The 17,238-nt window shown below is 37.6% G+C and carries 14 protein-coding genes; 6 read left to right on the top strand and 8 right to left on the bottom strand.

The window, feature by feature from the left end; all coding sequences use genetic code 11:
* Window positions 1–171: 171 nt before the first annotated feature.
* From glpK to AC0L6O_RS02940, 5 genes are all read right to left on the bottom strand, one after another.
* On the bottom strand, window positions 172–1,668 hold the full coding sequence (glpK, locus tag AC0L6O_RS02960; protein ID WP_473306210.1) for a glycerol kinase GlpK: 1,497 nt from the start codon (window positions 1,666–1,668) through the stop codon (window positions 172–174).
* 111 nt (window positions 1,669–1,779) lie between these two features.
* A complete protein-coding gene (locus tag AC0L6O_RS02955; RefSeq protein WP_473306209.1) occupies window positions 1,780–5,259 on the bottom strand; it encodes an efflux RND transporter permease subunit in 3,480 nt (1,159 codons plus the stop codon).
* 51 nt (window positions 5,260–5,310) lie between these two features.
* Window positions 5,311–6,447 (bottom strand): efflux RND transporter periplasmic adaptor subunit, encoded by a 1,137-nt coding sequence (locus AC0L6O_RS02950; protein ID WP_473306207.1) that lies wholly within the window; start codon window positions 6,445–6,447, stop codon window positions 5,311–5,313.
* Window positions 6,448–6,467: 20 nt separating this feature from the next.
* Window positions 6,468–7,799 (bottom strand): TolC family protein, encoded by a 1,332-nt coding sequence (locus AC0L6O_RS02945; RefSeq protein ID WP_473306206.1) that lies wholly within the window; start codon window positions 7,797–7,799, stop codon window positions 6,468–6,470.
* A gap of 5 nt (window positions 7,800–7,804) precedes the next feature.
* Window positions 7,805–8,479: a TetR/AcrR family transcriptional regulator gene (locus AC0L6O_RS02940; RefSeq protein WP_473306204.1), complete on the bottom strand. Its 675-nt coding sequence runs from the start codon at window positions 8,477–8,479 to the stop codon at window positions 7,805–7,807.
* 291 nt (window positions 8,480–8,770) lie between these two features.
* Here AC0L6O_RS02940 and AC0L6O_RS02935 point away from each other — a divergent pair, with 291 nt between their 5' ends.
* From AC0L6O_RS02935 to porT, 3 genes are read left to right on the top strand one after another with little or no spacing between them, the layout of a single operon-like run.
* Window positions 8,771–9,811: a quinone-dependent dihydroorotate dehydrogenase gene (locus AC0L6O_RS02935; RefSeq protein ID WP_473306203.1), complete on the top strand. Its 1,041-nt coding sequence runs from the start codon at window positions 8,771–8,773 to the stop codon at window positions 9,809–9,811.
* Window positions 9,811–10,536 (top strand): bifunctional demethylmenaquinone methyltransferase/2-methoxy-6-polyprenyl-1,4-benzoquinol methylase UbiE, encoded by a 726-nt coding sequence (gene ubiE / locus AC0L6O_RS02930; protein WP_473306201.1) that lies wholly within the window; start codon window positions 9,811–9,813, stop codon window positions 10,534–10,536. The genes AC0L6O_RS02935 and ubiE overlap by 1 nt, the downstream gene beginning before the upstream one ends.
* 23 nt (window positions 10,537–10,559) lie before the next feature.
* Window positions 10,560–11,321, top strand: a complete 762-nt coding sequence (gene porT, locus AC0L6O_RS02925) for a type IX secretion/gliding motility protein PorT/SprT (RefSeq protein ID WP_162628207.1) — start codon at window positions 10,560–10,562, stop codon at window positions 11,319–11,321.
* On the opposite strand, the gene AC0L6O_RS02920 is transcribed toward porT, so the two are convergent.
* On the bottom strand, window positions 11,303–12,046 hold the full coding sequence (locus tag AC0L6O_RS02920; RefSeq protein ID WP_473306199.1) for a copper homeostasis protein CutC: 744 nt from the start codon (window positions 12,044–12,046) through the stop codon (window positions 11,303–11,305). The genes porT and AC0L6O_RS02920 overlap by 19 nt on opposite strands.
* A gap of 151 nt (window positions 12,047–12,197) precedes the next feature.
* Between AC0L6O_RS02920 and AC0L6O_RS02915 the strand changes: the two genes are divergently transcribed.
* Window positions 12,198–12,419 (top strand): DUF2795 domain-containing protein, encoded by a 222-nt coding sequence (locus tag AC0L6O_RS02915; protein ID WP_096193716.1) that lies wholly within the window; start codon window positions 12,198–12,200, stop codon window positions 12,417–12,419.
* 167 nt (window positions 12,420–12,586) lie between these two features.
* Complete coding sequence (locus tag AC0L6O_RS02910) at window positions 12,587–13,777, top strand: DUF4440 domain-containing protein (protein ID WP_473306198.1); 1,191 nt, start codon at window positions 12,587–12,589, stop codon at window positions 13,775–13,777.
* A gap of 184 nt (window positions 13,778–13,961) precedes the next feature.
* On the opposite strand, the gene AC0L6O_RS02905 is transcribed toward AC0L6O_RS02910, so the two are convergent.
* Window positions 13,962–14,819, bottom strand: a complete 858-nt coding sequence (locus AC0L6O_RS02905; RefSeq protein ID WP_473306197.1) for a ThuA domain-containing protein — start codon at window positions 14,817–14,819, stop codon at window positions 13,962–13,964.
* A 150-nt stretch (window positions 14,820–14,969) separates the two neighbouring features.
* On the opposite strand from AC0L6O_RS02905, the gene blaOXA reads away from it, so the two are divergent.
* A complete protein-coding gene (gene blaOXA, locus AC0L6O_RS02900) occupies window positions 14,970–15,803 on the top strand; it encodes a class D beta-lactamase (protein ID WP_473306195.1) in 834 nt (277 codons plus the stop codon).
* Between the two features lie 100 nt (window positions 15,804–15,903).
* Here blaOXA and AC0L6O_RS02895 read toward each other — a convergent pair whose 3' ends face one another.
* Complete coding sequence (locus AC0L6O_RS02895; RefSeq protein WP_473306194.1) at window positions 15,904–17,061, bottom strand: 2-isopropylmalate synthase; 1,158 nt, start codon at window positions 17,059–17,061, stop codon at window positions 15,904–15,906.
* Window positions 17,062–17,238 lie beyond the last annotated feature (177 nt).

Below are 17,238 nucleotides of genomic sequence, written 5' to 3'. Positions count from 1 at the left end.
CCTTCTTCTTTCCGAGCTATTAAGATTTCGCTCCGCTGGAGCCTTTATATCGCTCCTGTTTAAAAAACCTTTTTCTACCGATATTTTGCACCTAAGGAGCTCTAAATCCTATATGTTAAAACCTTGTGTATTAAGAGAACAAAATATTGCCAATCGCAATTCCTTATTTGCTTAATCTTCCCAGTCTAAGCTACGCTCAATGGCTTTTTTCCAACCTTTGAAGTATTTATCTCTTTTTTCTGAAGGCATTTTTGACTCCCAGGTTTTATCAATGCCCCAGTTTTGGGTCAAATCATCAAAGTTCTTCCAAAAGCCTACCGCCATTCCTGCTGCATAAGCTGCACCCAAAGCTGTAGTTTCTATCATTTTAGGACGAATAACCTCCACATCCATAATATCTGACTGAAATTGCATTAGCAATTCATTGACCGTCATTCCGCCATCTACTCTAAGCGATTTAATTTCTATTCCGCTATCTTTTTCCATGGCTTCTAGCACATCTCTGGTTTGATAGGCTGTAGCTTCTAAAACCGCTCTAGCGATATGGCCTTTGTTTACATACCTTGTTAGGCCTGCTATAATTCCTCTAGCGTTATTATTCCAGTGCGGAGCATATAAACCCGAAAATGCTGGCACAAAATACGCTCCGCCATTATCATCTACAGATTCTGCAAGTTTTTGAACATCTTCACTGTTTTTAATAATACCGAGATTATCTCTAAGCCACTGCACCAAAGCTCCTGCTATAGCCACAGAGCCTTCTAAAGCATAATGCACTGGCTGACCGTCAAACTGATAAGCTACGGTAGTTAGTAAACCAAACTTAGAAGGAATAGCCTCTGTACCTGTGTTCATTAACATGAAACAACCTGTACCGTAGGTATTTTTTGCTTCGCCTGGAGCGTAACACGTTTGCCCCACTAGGGCTGCCTGCTGGTCTCCTAAAATTCCTGCTAAAGGAACACCTCTTAACGGCTCCGACTTTATTTTACCATAAACCTTACTACTTGGTTCTATTCTTGGAAGCATGGCCTTTGGAATATTTAGTTTCTCCAAAATCTCATCTTCCCACTCCATGGTATTGATATTCATGAGCTGCGTTCTAGACGCATTTGTAACATCTGTCAGGTGCAAACCACCGTCAATACCACCTGTCAAATGCCAAACGGTATAGGTATCCATGTTGCCAAAAATAGCTTCGCCACTTTCGGCTGCTTCTCTAACACCTTCTACATTTTCTAATATCCATTGGATTTTCAATCCACTAAAATAAGTGGCTAGCGGAAGCCCCGTTTTCTCTTTGAACCAAGCTGAGCCTACGCTTTTTTCTAACTCATCTACTTGCTTACCCACTCGGGTATCTTGCCACACTATGGCATTATAATAAGGCTTGCCCGTTTTACGACTCCAAACCATGGCCGTCTCACGCTGATTGGTAATTCCGCAGGCTAAAATTTCTGAAATGGATATATTTTTTTTAATACGAGCGTTTGCTATTACCTCTAGCGTATTTTGTCTTATTTCTTCTGGATTATGCTCTACCCAGCCTGCTTGAGGGAAAATTTGTTCGTGCTCTTTTTGACCTACCGATACTATCTCACCTTGCTTATTAAAGATTATGCAACGCGTACTGGTGGTTCCTTGGTCTATTGATGCTATGTATTTCATTGATGGGTTGTTTTGAAAGATTGAAATTAGGCATTTTGTTTCTCCTAAGAAATTAGGCATAAAAAAACCTCACGAAATAATTCGTGAGGTCTTAAAATTTGAAGCGATAGCTTAAGCAAAACTTAACTCTTCGTCATCTTTTCTATATTCATTTTCAATAGCTTCTTCTCCTCTAATTTTTTTCTGTAGCCTGTCAGATAAATAATACAGACATGGTACAATTACCAAAGTAAGAATGGTAGAGAAAATAAGTCCGAAAATAATGGTCCAAGCTAAAATGTTCCAGAACACAGCACTATCTCCTCCAACATTTACTGCCCATTCCAAATCAACGAAAAGAGCTCCAAAGTCAAAGGCTAAGCCTATGGCCAAAGGAATCATACCCAATACCGTAGACGATGCGGTTAAAAGTACTGGCGTTAAACGTGTAGAACCACCTTCAATAATGGCTTCTTTCACCGTATAACCTCTCTTTCTTAACTCGTCAATAAATTCAATCAATAGGATACCATTTTTCACCACAATACCTGCCAGTGCAATAATACCCACACCAGACATAATAACAGAGAAGGTTTTATCAAAAGCCATGAAGCCTAATAACACCCCTATCAAACTCAGAATAATGGTGAAGAAGATAATGATTGGTTTAATAATAGAATTAAACTGTGCAGCCAAAATCAAATAAATCATTGCCATAGCTATCAAGAAAGCTGAGCTTAAGAAAGCCATAGCTTCTGCTTGCTCTTTTTGCTCTCCACCCTGGCTAATGCTGTATCCTGATGGTAAATCTAAGTCGGCCAACTCAGCAAAAATCTTCTGATTTATCACCGTAGCCTCATCTTTATACTCTGGCGTTACATCAGAACTTAAAGTAATGGTTCTTTCCGCATCAGTTCTGTTGATTTGGCTAAATGTGGTAGAGTAAGAAATGTCTGCCACGGTAGCTAAAGGAACACTTCTCAAAACTCCGCCCATATTCATGTCTCTGAAAGTCAGGTTCATGCTTAAAAGCTTCTCTATTTGGTCTCTGTCAGATTTCTTTAAACGAAGCTGAATAGGATACTCATCATCATTATCTCTAAACTTAGAAACCTCTAGTCCAAATAACGCTGTTCTTAAAGCCATTGCCACTTGAGCAGTACTGATACCTTCTCTTGAAGCCTTTTCTCTGTCAATTTCAACAACTATCTCCGGCTTATTAGTTACTAAGTCCGTCTTTAATTCATCAATTCCTTGAATTCCTGAATCTTCAATTTTCTTTAAAGCCTTCTTTTCTATTTCACCTAAAACGGCAAAGTCTTCTCCGGTAATTTCGATAGTAATAGCTTTACCCGTTGGCGGACCATTACTTTCTCTTTCTACAGATATTTCTGTTCCAGCTACATCTTGAAGAGCCTCTCTAACTTCTGAAAGTAAAAACTGCGAAGATATATCACCTCTATGTTCTTTTCCAATAAAGGCAATAGTCACCTTAGATTTATGCGGCGTATCAGACCTGTCAGGGTTCATAGGGTCACCCGCATTTTTACCCACGTTTGAAATTACCGAGTTAACAGCGGGCATAGCATTGTTTTCTTCCAATACTCGGAAAACTCTACTTTCAATCTCTTTAGTTACATCATCCGTTTTTCTAGCATCTGTACCTATTGGCATTACATTATATATATAAATGTAATCTGGCTCACCAGAAGGGAAGAATATTACCGATGGCTTCACTATTCCCATGATAATAAATGTACCTATCAGCAAAACAAGAGAAGATAATACTGCCCAAACAGGTCTCCAGCCAGTTATTATCCATCTGATTAATTTTCCATATCCACTTTTTAATTTTGGTAAGAAGTTTTCCTGAAAAGGAATAATCAATTTAGGTGTTAAGATGTAATGATTAAACACATAAAGAATAGCAATCAAAATCAAGACATTACCTGTTCCAAAGAATCCTGCACTACCCGTAGCTGCATAAATCAGGTAAAACAATACCGCTATACCCACTAGTATGCCTAATGGTTTCAATAATGTTCTAAAGCCTTGGTCTTTCCCTTTGTCTTCATCTTCTCTCTTCATGAATGTGATTACAAACACTGGATTCATCACATAAGAAACTACCAGTGAAGCAAACAGTGTAAATATCAATGTAAAAGGAAGGTATTTCATAAACTCTCCTACCATTCCTGGCCAAAATATTAATGGGAAGAATGGTGCAATGGTAGTTAAAGTACCAGCCATTACCGGAATAAATACTTCCGATGCTGCTAACCTTACCGCTTCTTTAATACTTAAGTTTTTATGTTTATTGAAAATCCTGTGGGCGTTTTCTACCACCACAATGGCGTCATCCACCACCAAACCAAGTCCTAACAGGAAGGCAAAAAGCACGATGGTATTTAATGTAAAGCCCATCAACATTAGTGGGTAAAGTGCTAAAAGTGCCGAAAGCGGAACAGAAAGTCCCACAAAAATGGCGTCTCTCACACCCATGAAAAACATCAATACCAATACCACGAAGATGAAACCCATCACCACCGTATTGATAAGGTCGTTAAGGTCAGCTTCTGTTCTTTCAGACTGGTCAGCCGTAATGGTAACATTTAAGCCTGGAGGTGCTGTCTCTTTAAACTCTTCTAGAATTTTCTCTATCTCTTGTGAAGCCAAAATCAAGTTTTCGCCACCTCTTTTAATTACGTTTAACGTAATTACTGGCTGGTTATCTAACCTTGCAAAATCTTGACGCTCTTCGTTAGAATCTACCACCTCTGCTATTTCAGAAAGTTTTGCAGTAGCTCCAGAGCCCGACCTGATAATAACATTTCTTAGCTGTTCTATGTTCTTAAACTCTCCTTTGACACGAAGTGTTCTTCTTACATTTCCTACATTTAATTCTCCACCAGAAATATTCACATTCTCGTTTTGAACTGCCATCTGGATATCGCTAAAAGCTAATCCATAAGACTGCAATTTTTGAAGGTCAAGGTTAATTTGAATTTCTCTTTCTAAAGCCCCTACTATATCTACACGAGAAATTTGAGACAAAGACTCTATCTCATCTTGAATCTGCTCCCCGTAAGTCTTAATTTTCTCTAAAGGAAACTGCCCCGAGAGGTTAATATTCATGATTGGAAACTCCGAAAAGTTAACCTCTATAGCAGTTGGGTCTTGGTCCAAATCTGCTGGCAAATCTCTCCTTGCTTTATCAATAGCACTCTTTACTCGCTCTTTGGCTATCTCCACCGTAACATTGGTATTAAACTCTACCAATATCACAGAAACATCTTGAAGGGCATTTGACTTAATTTTTTTAATGCCCGTTTCTGCCTTAATTTGTTTCTCTAACGGCTTGTTAATAAGGTTTTCTATATCTTCAGGAGCTGTTCCTAAGTAAACCGTATTGACGTAAATCTGTGGAATAACAATCTCTGGAAACTGCTCTTTTGGCAAGTTATCATAAATGCTATAACCAGCTATGGTTAGCAAAAAAGTAACCAAATAGACCGTAGTTTTATTATTAGCTAAAGCCCCAATAAGGTTATAAATAACCCCTTTGCCTTCTGGTAGTTTTTCTGACTCTATATTATCTTTTGAATCTGTCATTTTTGTAATTTTTTAATGGCATTTAACAAGAACTCCTTGTGGAATTCTTCATTAGAAAGAAACCAATTCACCATCTACAATTTCCTGATAACCATCTGTAATTAAGATGTCACCAGCACTTAGACCTGTTAAAATCTCTATTTCGCCATTATAACTTAAACCCGTAGTTACCACTCTTCCTCTAGCTACTTGGTTTTCTCCTTCTGATTCAGCTACATATACGATATCACCTAGCTCTGTTCTTTGAATCAAGTTTTGAGGAATCACTAATGCCGAACTTCTTGCTTGGTCTTGTATTTCTACCATGGCGGTAAGGTTAGGCTTTAATTGCTTATCAAAAGGCACTTTAGCTTCTGCCGTAAATGTTCTGCTTACTTGATTTACTGTTTGACTCACAAAACTCAGTTTGGCAGTAATCTCTTTTCCTAAATCTGGAAATTTAACTTTTACCAAGTCGCCTTTTTGAATAGTACCCGCATATGTGTCAGGAATATTTACTACTACTTTAAGGTCGTTAAGGTTTACAATTCTCACAATACCTAAACCTGGAGAGGCCATTTCGCCTGCTTTCATTCTTACCTCATCCACATATCCAGAAATAGGGGCAGCCACTGTATTTTGAGCATCTTGAGCTTCCATGGTCAACATTCTTTTCTCCAAGTTTTCTACTTGAGCTTTGGCTTGAATGTATTGAATCTCCGTTCCAATCTTTTGATTCCAAAGTGCTTCCTGACGTCCAAAAATAGTTTTAGCCGTTTCTAACTGAATTTTCACTTCGTTGATGCTATTTCTTAAAATGCTGTTGTCAATAGTCGCAATCGTTTGACCTTTTTTGACATAATCACCTTCTTTCACAAAAACACGTGTCAATGCTCCGCCCATTTTAGGACTAACAAAAACATTATTAACAGCATCTAACCTTCCGCTTGCTTCTACATAATGCGAAAAGTTTTGAGCCGTTAAAGGCATTGCTTTTACTTGTGATACTTTCTCCTCTGTTTCGGGCTCTAAAATTCCAATTTCCGCTTTAATAGCGTCAATCTTTGCATCAATTTCCGAGGCTTCAGACTGTAATTTTACTAACTGAGCTTTTTTGCTTTCAATGCTAGTATCTTCTTTTTGACCACATGAAAAACCAATAAAACTAAGTGTGGCTATAGTAATGAGTAAATACGCGTACTTTTTCATTTATCTTTTTTAAAAAATGATTATTCAATTATTAATTTTCCGTGTGCTTTGTCGAGGTCAACTTTCGCTACTAGCACATCATAAAGTGCAGCGAAATAGTTTGTTTGGGCTTGGCGGTTATCGTTTTCGGCGTTAACTACTTCTAGGTTACTTCCTACACCCTGTTGGTATTTTATTTTGGTTACTCGAAGAATCTCTTCTGCCAAGTCCATATTTCTTCTTTGAACCTCTAGGGTTTCTAAGCCATTTTTAAGACTCACAGTAGCTTGGTCGTTTTCAAGCTTAAATGAGTTGCGAAGCATTTCTGAAGTATTATCTAACTGAATAATATTAAGACGCTGACGCTCCACCTGAATCTTTCTTAACCCACTGTCATAAATAGGAATGTTCACTATTAAAGAAAGAGCCGAAGAACCAAACCACTTTTCAAAAGGATTAAACCTAGTATTACTATGACCTGCTCCTAAAGTTCCTGAAAATGCGATATTAGGAAGTGCCTCTTTCTGATACCTTTCTACATTAAGGTTTAAAAGGTTACGATTGGTTTTTAATGTTTGATACTCTATTCTATCTTCAGGATTTACGTCGGTATATGCTACGGAGCTAAGAGCTTTTAATTCTTGGTCTTCCAGTTTATCTTTCAAACTAATAGGCTGATTAACATCAAAACCCATTTGAAACTTTAATAATTGATACGTAAGACTGATAAGGTTATTAACTTTTGAAAGCTCTGCTTCTAGGTTGTTCTTTTGAACAGAAAGCCTGTCTAAGTCAAGCTTCTCCACAAAACCTTGCTTAAACATTTCGCCCGTATTATACCTTAGGGTATCAATTTGGCTAATATTAAGCTTTAAAAGTTCTGCTCTTTCTTGTGCTACTAAAGCTGAGTAATACGCTTTTGTAACATTTTCTGCCACGGCTACTTTTGATTGAACAATTTGCTGGTCGGCTAACTGCCTGTAGGTTTCTGCTGCCCTAAGACCAACCAACCAAGTGGCATCAAAAATCAATTGATTTAAGCTTAAACCTGCCTGGCCACTCCAAGGTACACCAAACTTAAATTTCACTACCTCGCCTTCTGCAGCATTAGGGTCAAAGTTTTGAGCATCTATAAGCTGTGTAGGAACAATGGCGTTATACGTGTACTGAAGTTGCCCGTTTATTTGTGGCAAACCAGTGGTTTTAATCTCTTTGATTTCCAATTCAGAGTCTTGTCTTTTCACCAATGCATTTTTTACATCTGCATGATGAACAATAGCATAATCTACCGCCTCTTTCAAAGAGAAAGCCTGTTGCCCTTGGGCTTGGAAAAGTGTACTAAAACCTAAAATTCCAAATAATAGTTTTTTCATTTATTTTATTTTAATGCTTCATAGACCTTTAGGCCCTTTTCTGTGACTATTCCTCTTACAAAATGATCTATAAATGCCAACTGGACATCTAAAAGGTTAAACTGTGTGGATGGAAAAGTATCATTGTTAAATGCTAGATCTACCGATTCTGATCTTAAAATAGCCAGCATCTCCACATTGATATCTGCTCGGTAATACCCCCCTTCAATTCCTTCTTTTAGGTTATTAACCATTACCTCTCTAAAACTCTCTTTATGTTCCTCGTAACTTTTATAAGCTGATGGGTAATACTTCTTTAAATCATGAATCAATGTGGCTCCTGAATTTGCTAAATATTCACGCATCATCTGCCTAGCAAAAATTATTGCTTCAATAGGATTTGAAGCTCCTTCAAGAAAATCTCTTTCTTTACAGACTTCACGATTCATGGCCGTTTGCGTTACGGCATTCACAAACATGCGTTTGTCCTTAAAATGTTGATAAATCGTTTTCTTAGATACCCCTAAGGATTGAGCAATATCATCCATAGTCACAGATCTTACTCCATGCTTGAAAAACAATTCCTCCCCCTTTTGCAATATTCTTTCTTTTACATTCACGAACACAAAACTCAGGAAACTTTCAAAAGGTTCAAAGTTTCCTTGTATTATTTTAATATTAAAATTTCTAAGTGGTGCCATTTATAGATGAATGGCAAAAACTATCTACCAAGTGGCTAAAGACATGCCGAGATAAACAAGCCTATCAAACAGTGAATTACAGAAAAACACATTAAGAACCTTTATGAAATAAACTCAAACTGAAGGAGTGACACATTACAAAGATGAAATTGCACTTTTCTAACCATAAAGACCTAGCACTCATTTTAAACCCATAAGAAGAAAGCCTGCAATACATTTGAAATAAACTTCCTAAGACCTAGCTTTGTACCCGCCTTAAAGTATTATCAGCTCCTTTATTAAATCATAAGAATGAACCTCTATAAAAGTCTCATTTTCCCCATTCTCAAGAAATTTGACCCAGAAAAGATACACTATACTGTCACAGATTTATTAAAAATAGCATACAAGCTACCTTTTGGTAAAACCATTCTGAAATCACTATACGAGGTGCCCGATAAATCTTTAGAGCGAACCGTTTTCGGGCTAACTTTTAAAAACCCAGTAGGATTAGCGGCAGGCTTTGACAAAAATGCATTTTGGGTCGACGAACTGTCTTGTTTAGGTTTTGGCTTTATAGAAATAGGTACTGTTACACCTAAAGCACAGCCAGGAAACCCTAAACCTAGACTATTTAGATTAGTAGACGATGAAGCCATTATTAATAGAATGGGCTTTAATAATGAAGGTTCTTTTAACGCTGCACAATTATTAAAAGCAAGAAAATCTAATCTAATCATTGGAGGGAACATTGGCAAAAACAAAGTCACGCCAAATGAAGATGCTTTATCTGATTATCTATTAGCATTTGAAGATTTGCACCCTTATGTAGATTATTTTGTGGTGAATGTAAGTTCGCCAAACACCCCAGGTTTAAGAGAATTACAAGACAAAGAACCACTGAGTAGAATATTAAATTCGCTGATGGAGCGTAATGCTCAAAAAGAAATTAAAAGACCAATTCTGCTAAAAATAGCTCCTGATTTAACAGAAAGTCAGCTAGATGACATTGTAGAAATTACACTTAGTACAGGCATTGACGGGCTTATAGCAACCAATACCACCATTGACCGAAGTGGCCTTAAAAGCTCTGAGGCTTTAGTTACTGAAATAGGTGCAGGAGGTTTGAGTGGAAAACCTGTCAAAGACAAATCGACAGCGGTAATTTCGTATTTAAATAAAAAATCAAACGGTGCATTTCCTATCATAGGCGTGGGTGGAATATACACTGCAGAAGATGCTATTGAAAAACTAAATGCTGGAGCGGCACTAATTCAGGTATATTCAGGATTTATTTATGAAGGACCAGCGTTAATTAAGGACATTTGCAAAGGCATACTAAAAAACAAGTAATGGCAGTACTACCATATAAAGATAAAACGGAAGGCAAAAAAGAGCAAGTTTCGGAGATGTTTGACAATATCTCCAAAAATTATGACCTGCTAAATCGTGTCCTGAGTGGCGGAATTGATATTTATTGGCGAAGAAAAGCCATGTCTCTATTAAAGAAGGCACAGCCAAAACTAATTCTTGATATAGCGACAGGAACAGGCGATTTAGCGATAGAGGCCAATAAACAGCTCAATCCTGATAAGATAATTGGTGTTGATATTTCTGAAGGAATGCTCAAGTATGGCCGTGAAAAAATGGAGAAACTTGGCCTGTCCGATAAGATTGAACTTAAAATGGGCGATTCGGAGAAACTACTCTTTGATGACAATACATTTGACGCAGTTATCGTTTCATTTGGCGTAAGGAATTTTGAGGATCTAGAAAAAGGACTAACAGATATGTGCCGAGTTACCAAAGAAGGTGGCACCTGTGTGGTTATTGAACTTTCTACTCCAAAAAGCTTTCCAATGAAACAACTTTATGGATTTTACTCCACAAAGATTTTACCATTAATAGGAAAACTTATTTCTAAGGACAATGCGGCCTATACTTACCTTCCTGAGTCGGTAAAAGCCTTTCCTGATGGAGACAATTTTCTTGCAATTTTTGAGAAAGCTGGTTTTAAGCATGCTTTTTGCAAAGCTCTTACTTTCGGCATTTGCTCTATATACGTAGGTACCAAATAGGCGATTAACAAAGAATGTATAATTTGACTAGAATTAACAATAATAGAAAAGCCTTAGAAGGAGCTTATCGCTTTTTCCTTAAAGCTAGTTTATTGCTAATGATTAGTTTGACATTTTCTAGTAATGCATTTTCTCAAGCATCAACAGTAAAACACCAGGCAGATTATGATGCAAAGCCTATAAGGTTTGGTTACTTTTTAGGTGTTGCCTTTAGTAATTACCGTATAAAGCATAACCAACTATTTTTATCAGGTGCCAACACTACGATAAACTCTATTACCTCTCCAATGGACTATGGTATAAAGATGGGTGGCCTAATGAACCTAAACACCATCAATCCAAAAATTGACGTAAGAATAATACCTACGGTGGCTATTTATGCTAAAAAACTCTCTGTGAATGAAGACCCTGAGATTATTCCATCTAGAGAGCAAGCTTGGTTTGAGCTTCCGGTTCTAATAAGATACAAATCGCTCCGAAGAGGCAATATGCGAATGAACGTATTTGGAGGAATGCGATTAGGTTTTGAAACAAATGCTGTAAACCTCGCTAGAAAATCAAAAATTGGAAAAACCGCGGGCATCAAAAGCTCTGACTTAAGCATTGAATATGGTGCCGGCATGGAACTGTTCCGTCAATTTTTCAAACTCTCTCCTGAAATTCATTTTTCGCATGGTATCAAAAACTTGATAGACCCTGCGGTGGGCAGTACTAGCATTACGCCTATTTCTGTAATAGATAGGTTAAACAGCCATGCTGTCACTTTTTACCTATTCTTCGAATAAATCAAGTCAAAAAGCACCTTAGCTTTCTCCGTTGACGTCTCATACCTTCCTAAATCATCAGGCAATGTACCCGACTGCATTGAAACTTCCGATACACTCATAGGGCTAGTTACCCAATCTTTAGCAGTGAAATGCACCGCTTCTAAACCTGCGTTGACAAAAGCCTCCACATTTTCAGCATTAACGCCAGCTCCTGCCATAATTTGGATTTTACCTTGTCCTTTAGCTTTCAATTCTTCCAATAAAGGCAAACCTTCCAAAGCCGAGTTTTTTAGTCCTGAAGTCAGTATTCTTTCAAAGCCTAGTTCAATAATTTCATCCAAACTTTTAACAGCATCTTTACATTGGTCAAAAGCCCTATGGAAAGTCACGGGGAAGGGTTTTGCCCATGAAATAACTTTTTCACAAAGCTCAATATCCACAGAACCATCCGCCGATAAAGCACCGAAAACAAAACCTGCTGGATTTAGTTTTTTTATTGCGTTAATTTCGTTATATATAGTAAGCACTTCGGAATCGGTATAGCAAAAATCGCCACCGCGTGGTCTAATCATAACAAAAGTTTTAGGAGAGGTTTTTTCTAAAACCAATTGGATTAAACCCTGGGATGGCGTAGTGCCTCCTTCTAAAAATCCGCCGCAAAGCTCAATTCTGGTAGCAGATAAATTATGAGCGACTAAGGCAGACGCTAAGGAGAAACAGCAAATTTCGGTTTCGATTGTCATTTTATACACGTTGTAAGTTTCTGATTTTCAATGCAGTCTCAAAAACATTAAGAGGAAATACACTTTTTTGACAAAAATACGTTTTTGAATAAAAGTTTTTGATACTTTTGCAGCCAAATTCAGGAAATACACATTTAAACATAGTGAAGACATGTACTGGACTTTAGAATTAGTTTCTTATTTAGAAGACGCCCCTTGGCCAGCTTCAAAGGATGAATTGATTGACTTTTCAATCCGTTCTGGAGCACCTAATGAGGTGATGGAAAATCTGTCTGAATTAGAAGATGATGGTCAGCCTTTCGAAAATATCGAAGAAATATGGCCTGACTACCCAACGAAAGATGACTTCTTCTTTAATGAAGATGAATATTAGATAAACGTTAGTTTTCTTTTTAAAAAGCCATTGCTCTCGGAGCAGTGGCTTTTCCTGTTTAACAGTTTGCTATCTAAGCACCCTTTTCAGTTTCTTAAAGCTGAATAATATACAATCCTATTCATCCCATTTTTTTTGTTTAATTTTGGTAAAACCCTATCAAAAAAATGAAAAAAATCATTGTACTAGTATTTTGCTTTGCCCTTAGTTTTCAGCTCCATGCACAAGAAATAGGCATCATTATGGGCACCGCCAGAGACCTTGTCAAAGACGATGTGGAAGAAGGTCTTATCAAACTCAAAAACATGGGTATAAAGTACCTTGAAGGTGCCGGAAACCGGAGCATGTCTGACGAGGAATACAAGAAACTCTTAGACAAACATGGCTTGCAAGTAATAGCCGGAGGAACGTCTTTTGAGCAACTGCAAGACCCTGAGAAGATTAAAGACATCATTAAAAACCTAAAATTCTTTGGTGCAGAATATGCCGTTTGCTATTGGATTCCGCATAACGGCAACGACTTCACTTTTGAAGACATGAAAAAAGGTGTTGCTGTTTTTAACAAAGCAGGAAAACAATTTGCGGAAGCAGGCTTATCCTTTTTATATCACGCTCACGGCTACGAATTTAGACCTTATGATGGAGAAGGCACCATGTATGATTATATGATGGCCAATACCGACCCAAGGTATGTCAACGTAGAAATGGATGTTTTTTGGATGCGTAATCCTGGTCAAGACCCAGCTGCACTTATGAGAAAATATCCGAATAGAATTCCAGTTACGCACCTGAAAGACAGAATGATAGGCTCCGTGGATAATTTAGACGGCCGTCAAGACAAACAAAGAAACGTCGTCTTGGGTACTGGCGATGTCAACATAGCAGAAGTGATGAAGGCGGCTAAAGAAATTGGTGTCAAGTATCATTTTATAGAAGATGAATCTGCAAGAGCTGATGTGCAGCTACCTATGCACCTAGCTTTTCTAAGGACACAAGACCTTGCGGTGAAAGCGATTGACCAGTCTGTGATAAAACTTCATAAAGCCATGGTGAGTGCAGACTCTGCTAATTTGGCTTACCTGACTTGCGAAGAGCTTACTTATGGACACTCTAGCGGTAAAATAGAAGGACGAAAGTCTTTTATTAATAGTTTGACCAGTGGTGAGTCAGACTTTGTTACTATCGATTTTGGAACCCCAGATATTACCGTAAAAGGTGATGTGGCTTGGGTAAGAAGCCTTATGAAAGCAGATGTTAAGGATGGCGGCGTAGCAAATAGCATAAGTCTTAAAATTCTTTATATCTGGACCAAAGAGCAAGGTTACTGGAAATTACTGGCTAGGCAGGCGGTGAAATAAGTGAACGTGAATTAACGTAGAATCCAGAGAGCTATTTGTCCCAATTTTGGTTTTTAATGACCAAAATACCGCCAAATACTTTAACTAATTGTTCTTTTTAAGACGGGTTTCACCCGTCTCTATTAACATTATACCCCTCTGGGGTATATAGTAGGAATTCATGAAATATTGAATTCATGTTTTGTCAGTCGATACTGGAAACCAGGTCTAATCCGTATTTCAAAACTTTGACATAATCAGCATTTTCAAATGTAGCCGCTGTATGACCAGGGGCTACATAAAATGCTTTCCCTTGCTTTACATCCATAGACCAAACATTTGGATGAAACGCTCCCATACCCCAATTTTTATCTTTAATCCAAAGCATATTTCCATTTGGAATTATCTTATCACCATCCATGGCGTAAAGCACATTTGCTCCCATTTCTCTTGGGTCTTTATTAAAAATATACCACTCTTCTTTTAAGTCAAGACTGGCCGGCAAAAGAGTTTTAGTCAAACTATCAGCACTAGCTTCCAAATGAATGGTAGCCTCTTGAAGCTGCGGTTTAAGAGGATGATGCGAAAATGTAGTTCCTAAAATGTGGTCATAATACCACTGCCAATGATGAGAAAAATCTCCTGCGGCATGAATGCCAAGTAAGCCGCCACCATTTTCTAGATAATTAGAAAAATCGGCACGTTGCTCTTCTGTCAAAACTTGACCAGAAACATTATTCCAAATCACGGCGTCAAACTTAGCCAACTGCTCTTTATTGAAAACTCCACCTTCATCTGTTTGGTAAATAAACCAATCATTTTCGGTGGCCATTTGATTGAAAACCCTCTTTCCTGCATCAATAGCTTCGCCATGTACAAAACCATTAGCTTTTGAAAAAAGGAGAATTGATTTTTTGCCTTCGGCAAACTCAATATTGGGAGCTTCTGTTTCAAAAAATGGCATTCCTTTGGTAACTCTGAAAACAAAATACCCTATAAATAGAGCTCCCAGGAGCAGCAAACTACCAACAACGATTCCAATTCTTTTGAGCCACTTATTCATTCCAATAGGGTTAAATTATTAATTTTCAAATTAGAACTTTTTAAGGAAAGAATAGTACGATGCAATATATTTTAAGTCAATTCTCTCGGCAATTGAGAGCTGAAGAAGAATCATTTTATAACTTAATACTTTCCTAATAAAACGCCTACAATGAAAAACCTCGCTTTCCTACTGGCTATCGCTAGCCTTATTACCGCTTGCTCCACATCTACAAAAGAATCAATTGAAGAAAAAGAAGTAGTTAGTTCAGACTTTCAGTCAATTATTGACTCATCACTTATCAAAGGCTCTGTCTTAATTTATGACGCCAACAAAAGCACTTATTACTCCAATGATTTTGAATGGGCAAAGAAGGGGTTTATACCTGCATCTACCTTCAAAATAGCCAATTCCATAAATGCTTTAGAAAACGAGATTGTAGAAAATGATAGTTCTATGTTTTACTGGGATGGCGAACCTAAGTTTTTGAAATCTTGGGAACAAGACATGAATTTCTATCAGGCATACCAACGCTCTTGTGTGCCTTGCTACCAAGAAATTGCGAGAAAAACTGGAGCTGATAAAATGCATGCTACGCTAGATAAAATCGGATATCCAGGGATGATTTTTGACAGCACAAACATTGACAATTTCTGGTTAGAAGGAGATTCTAAAATATCGCAGTATGAGCAAATTGACTTTTTAAAAAGACTTGCCAATAAAGAACTTCCTATTTCGGAGCATAGCTATGACATTATGAACAAAATCATGGTTCTAAAAGAAACCGAAGACTATACACTTTATGGAAAAACAGGTTGGGCAGTACAAAACGAGAATAATATTGGCTGGTTTGTAGGCTTCGCCAAAACCAAGGACAATACTTATTTCTTAGCCACAAATGTAGCTCCCACCGAAGCTTTCAATATGGATGATTTTGGGCGTATAAGAATGAAAGTGTGCTTAAAGGCATTAGAAACTTTAATCTCTAATCCCTCTGAGAAATAGTTTCACATCACCTTCCAAACAGAACAATCGATTCATAAAGAACTATAAAAAAAAGACCTCCCATCGCCGGAAGGTCTTCATCAAAATCTATATCAAACATTTAAGCCTCTACCACTAGCTCTTTCATTAAATTAACTAGGTCTTTATCATTTACCTCCTTAATTCTATCAGCAAGCTCAAGGAATTCATTATAAATACCGTCAGCTTCCGTTTTCGCAATATTAAATCCTAAAATTGCTAATCTGTGTCTCAAAGCATGTCTTCCGCTTCTCGCTGTTAAAACTATATCAGACTTATCTACACCTACAGATTGCGGTGTCATTATCTCATAGTTTTCCGCATTCTTTAAGAAACCATCTTGGTGAATGCCTGAAGAATGAGCAAATGCATTACGACCAACAATGGCCTTATTAGACTGAACTGGCATACGCATGGTATCTTCCACCAATTTACTAAGCGGGTAAAGCATCTCACTCTTAATATTGGTATAGCAGTCTAATTCTTTATGCACTTTTAAAGTCATGGCTACTTCTTCTAAAGAAGTATTTCCAGCCCTTTCTCCTATTCCATTAATAGTAACCTCCACTTGTCTGGCTCCCGCCTGAACACCTGCAATAGTATTGGCAGTAGCCATTCCTAAGTCATTATGACAATGCATTGACAGTATTGCCTTATCTACATTAGGAACATTATTCATTAAATAACTTATTCTTTCATACATCACAGTTGGCAAAAGGTATCCAGTGGTGTCAGGCAAATTTACCACCGTAGCTCCAGCCTTGATAACAGCCTCTGTTAGGCGAGCTAAAAACTCTAAATCTGCTCTTCCAGCATCTTCAGCATAAAACTCCACATCTTCTACAAAAGATTTAGCATATTTTACTGCTTCTACGCCTCTTTCTAGAATTTCATCCCGATTGCTATTAAACTTATGTTTTATATGAATATCCGAAGAGCCTATTCCTGTATGAATCCTTGGTCTTTTTGCATGCTTTAGAGCCTCTGCAGCTACCTCTATATCGTTTTTCACTGCTCTTGTCAACCCACAAACAGTGGCATTTTGCACAATTTTAGAAACTGCCTCCACCGACTTAAAATCACCGGGGCTTGAAACAGGAAAGCCTGCTTCAATGATATCCACGCCTAACTCATCGAGCCTTTTGGCAATCATCACTTTTTCGTCAATATTTAATTGACATCCCGGAACTTGCTCTCCATCACGCAATGTGGTATCAAAAATATAAATCTGTTTGATCATTTTTTATTATCCTTCCTACTGTTTTCTTTTAATAGAACAGGACAAAAATAGGAGATACGGAAGGTCATTTATAATTTTACGGCTCATCTTAAGGCAAATAGGAATAATATGCCAAAACAGGGCTGAGATACTGAAATTTTATTCTAGCCTTATCCCTTAATATTCCTATTTTTACGT

The sequence above is a fragment of the Arcticibacterium sp. GJ41-1 genome, from assembly GCF_055808875.1.
This window is presented reverse-complemented; position numbering and strand designations above follow the sequence as displayed.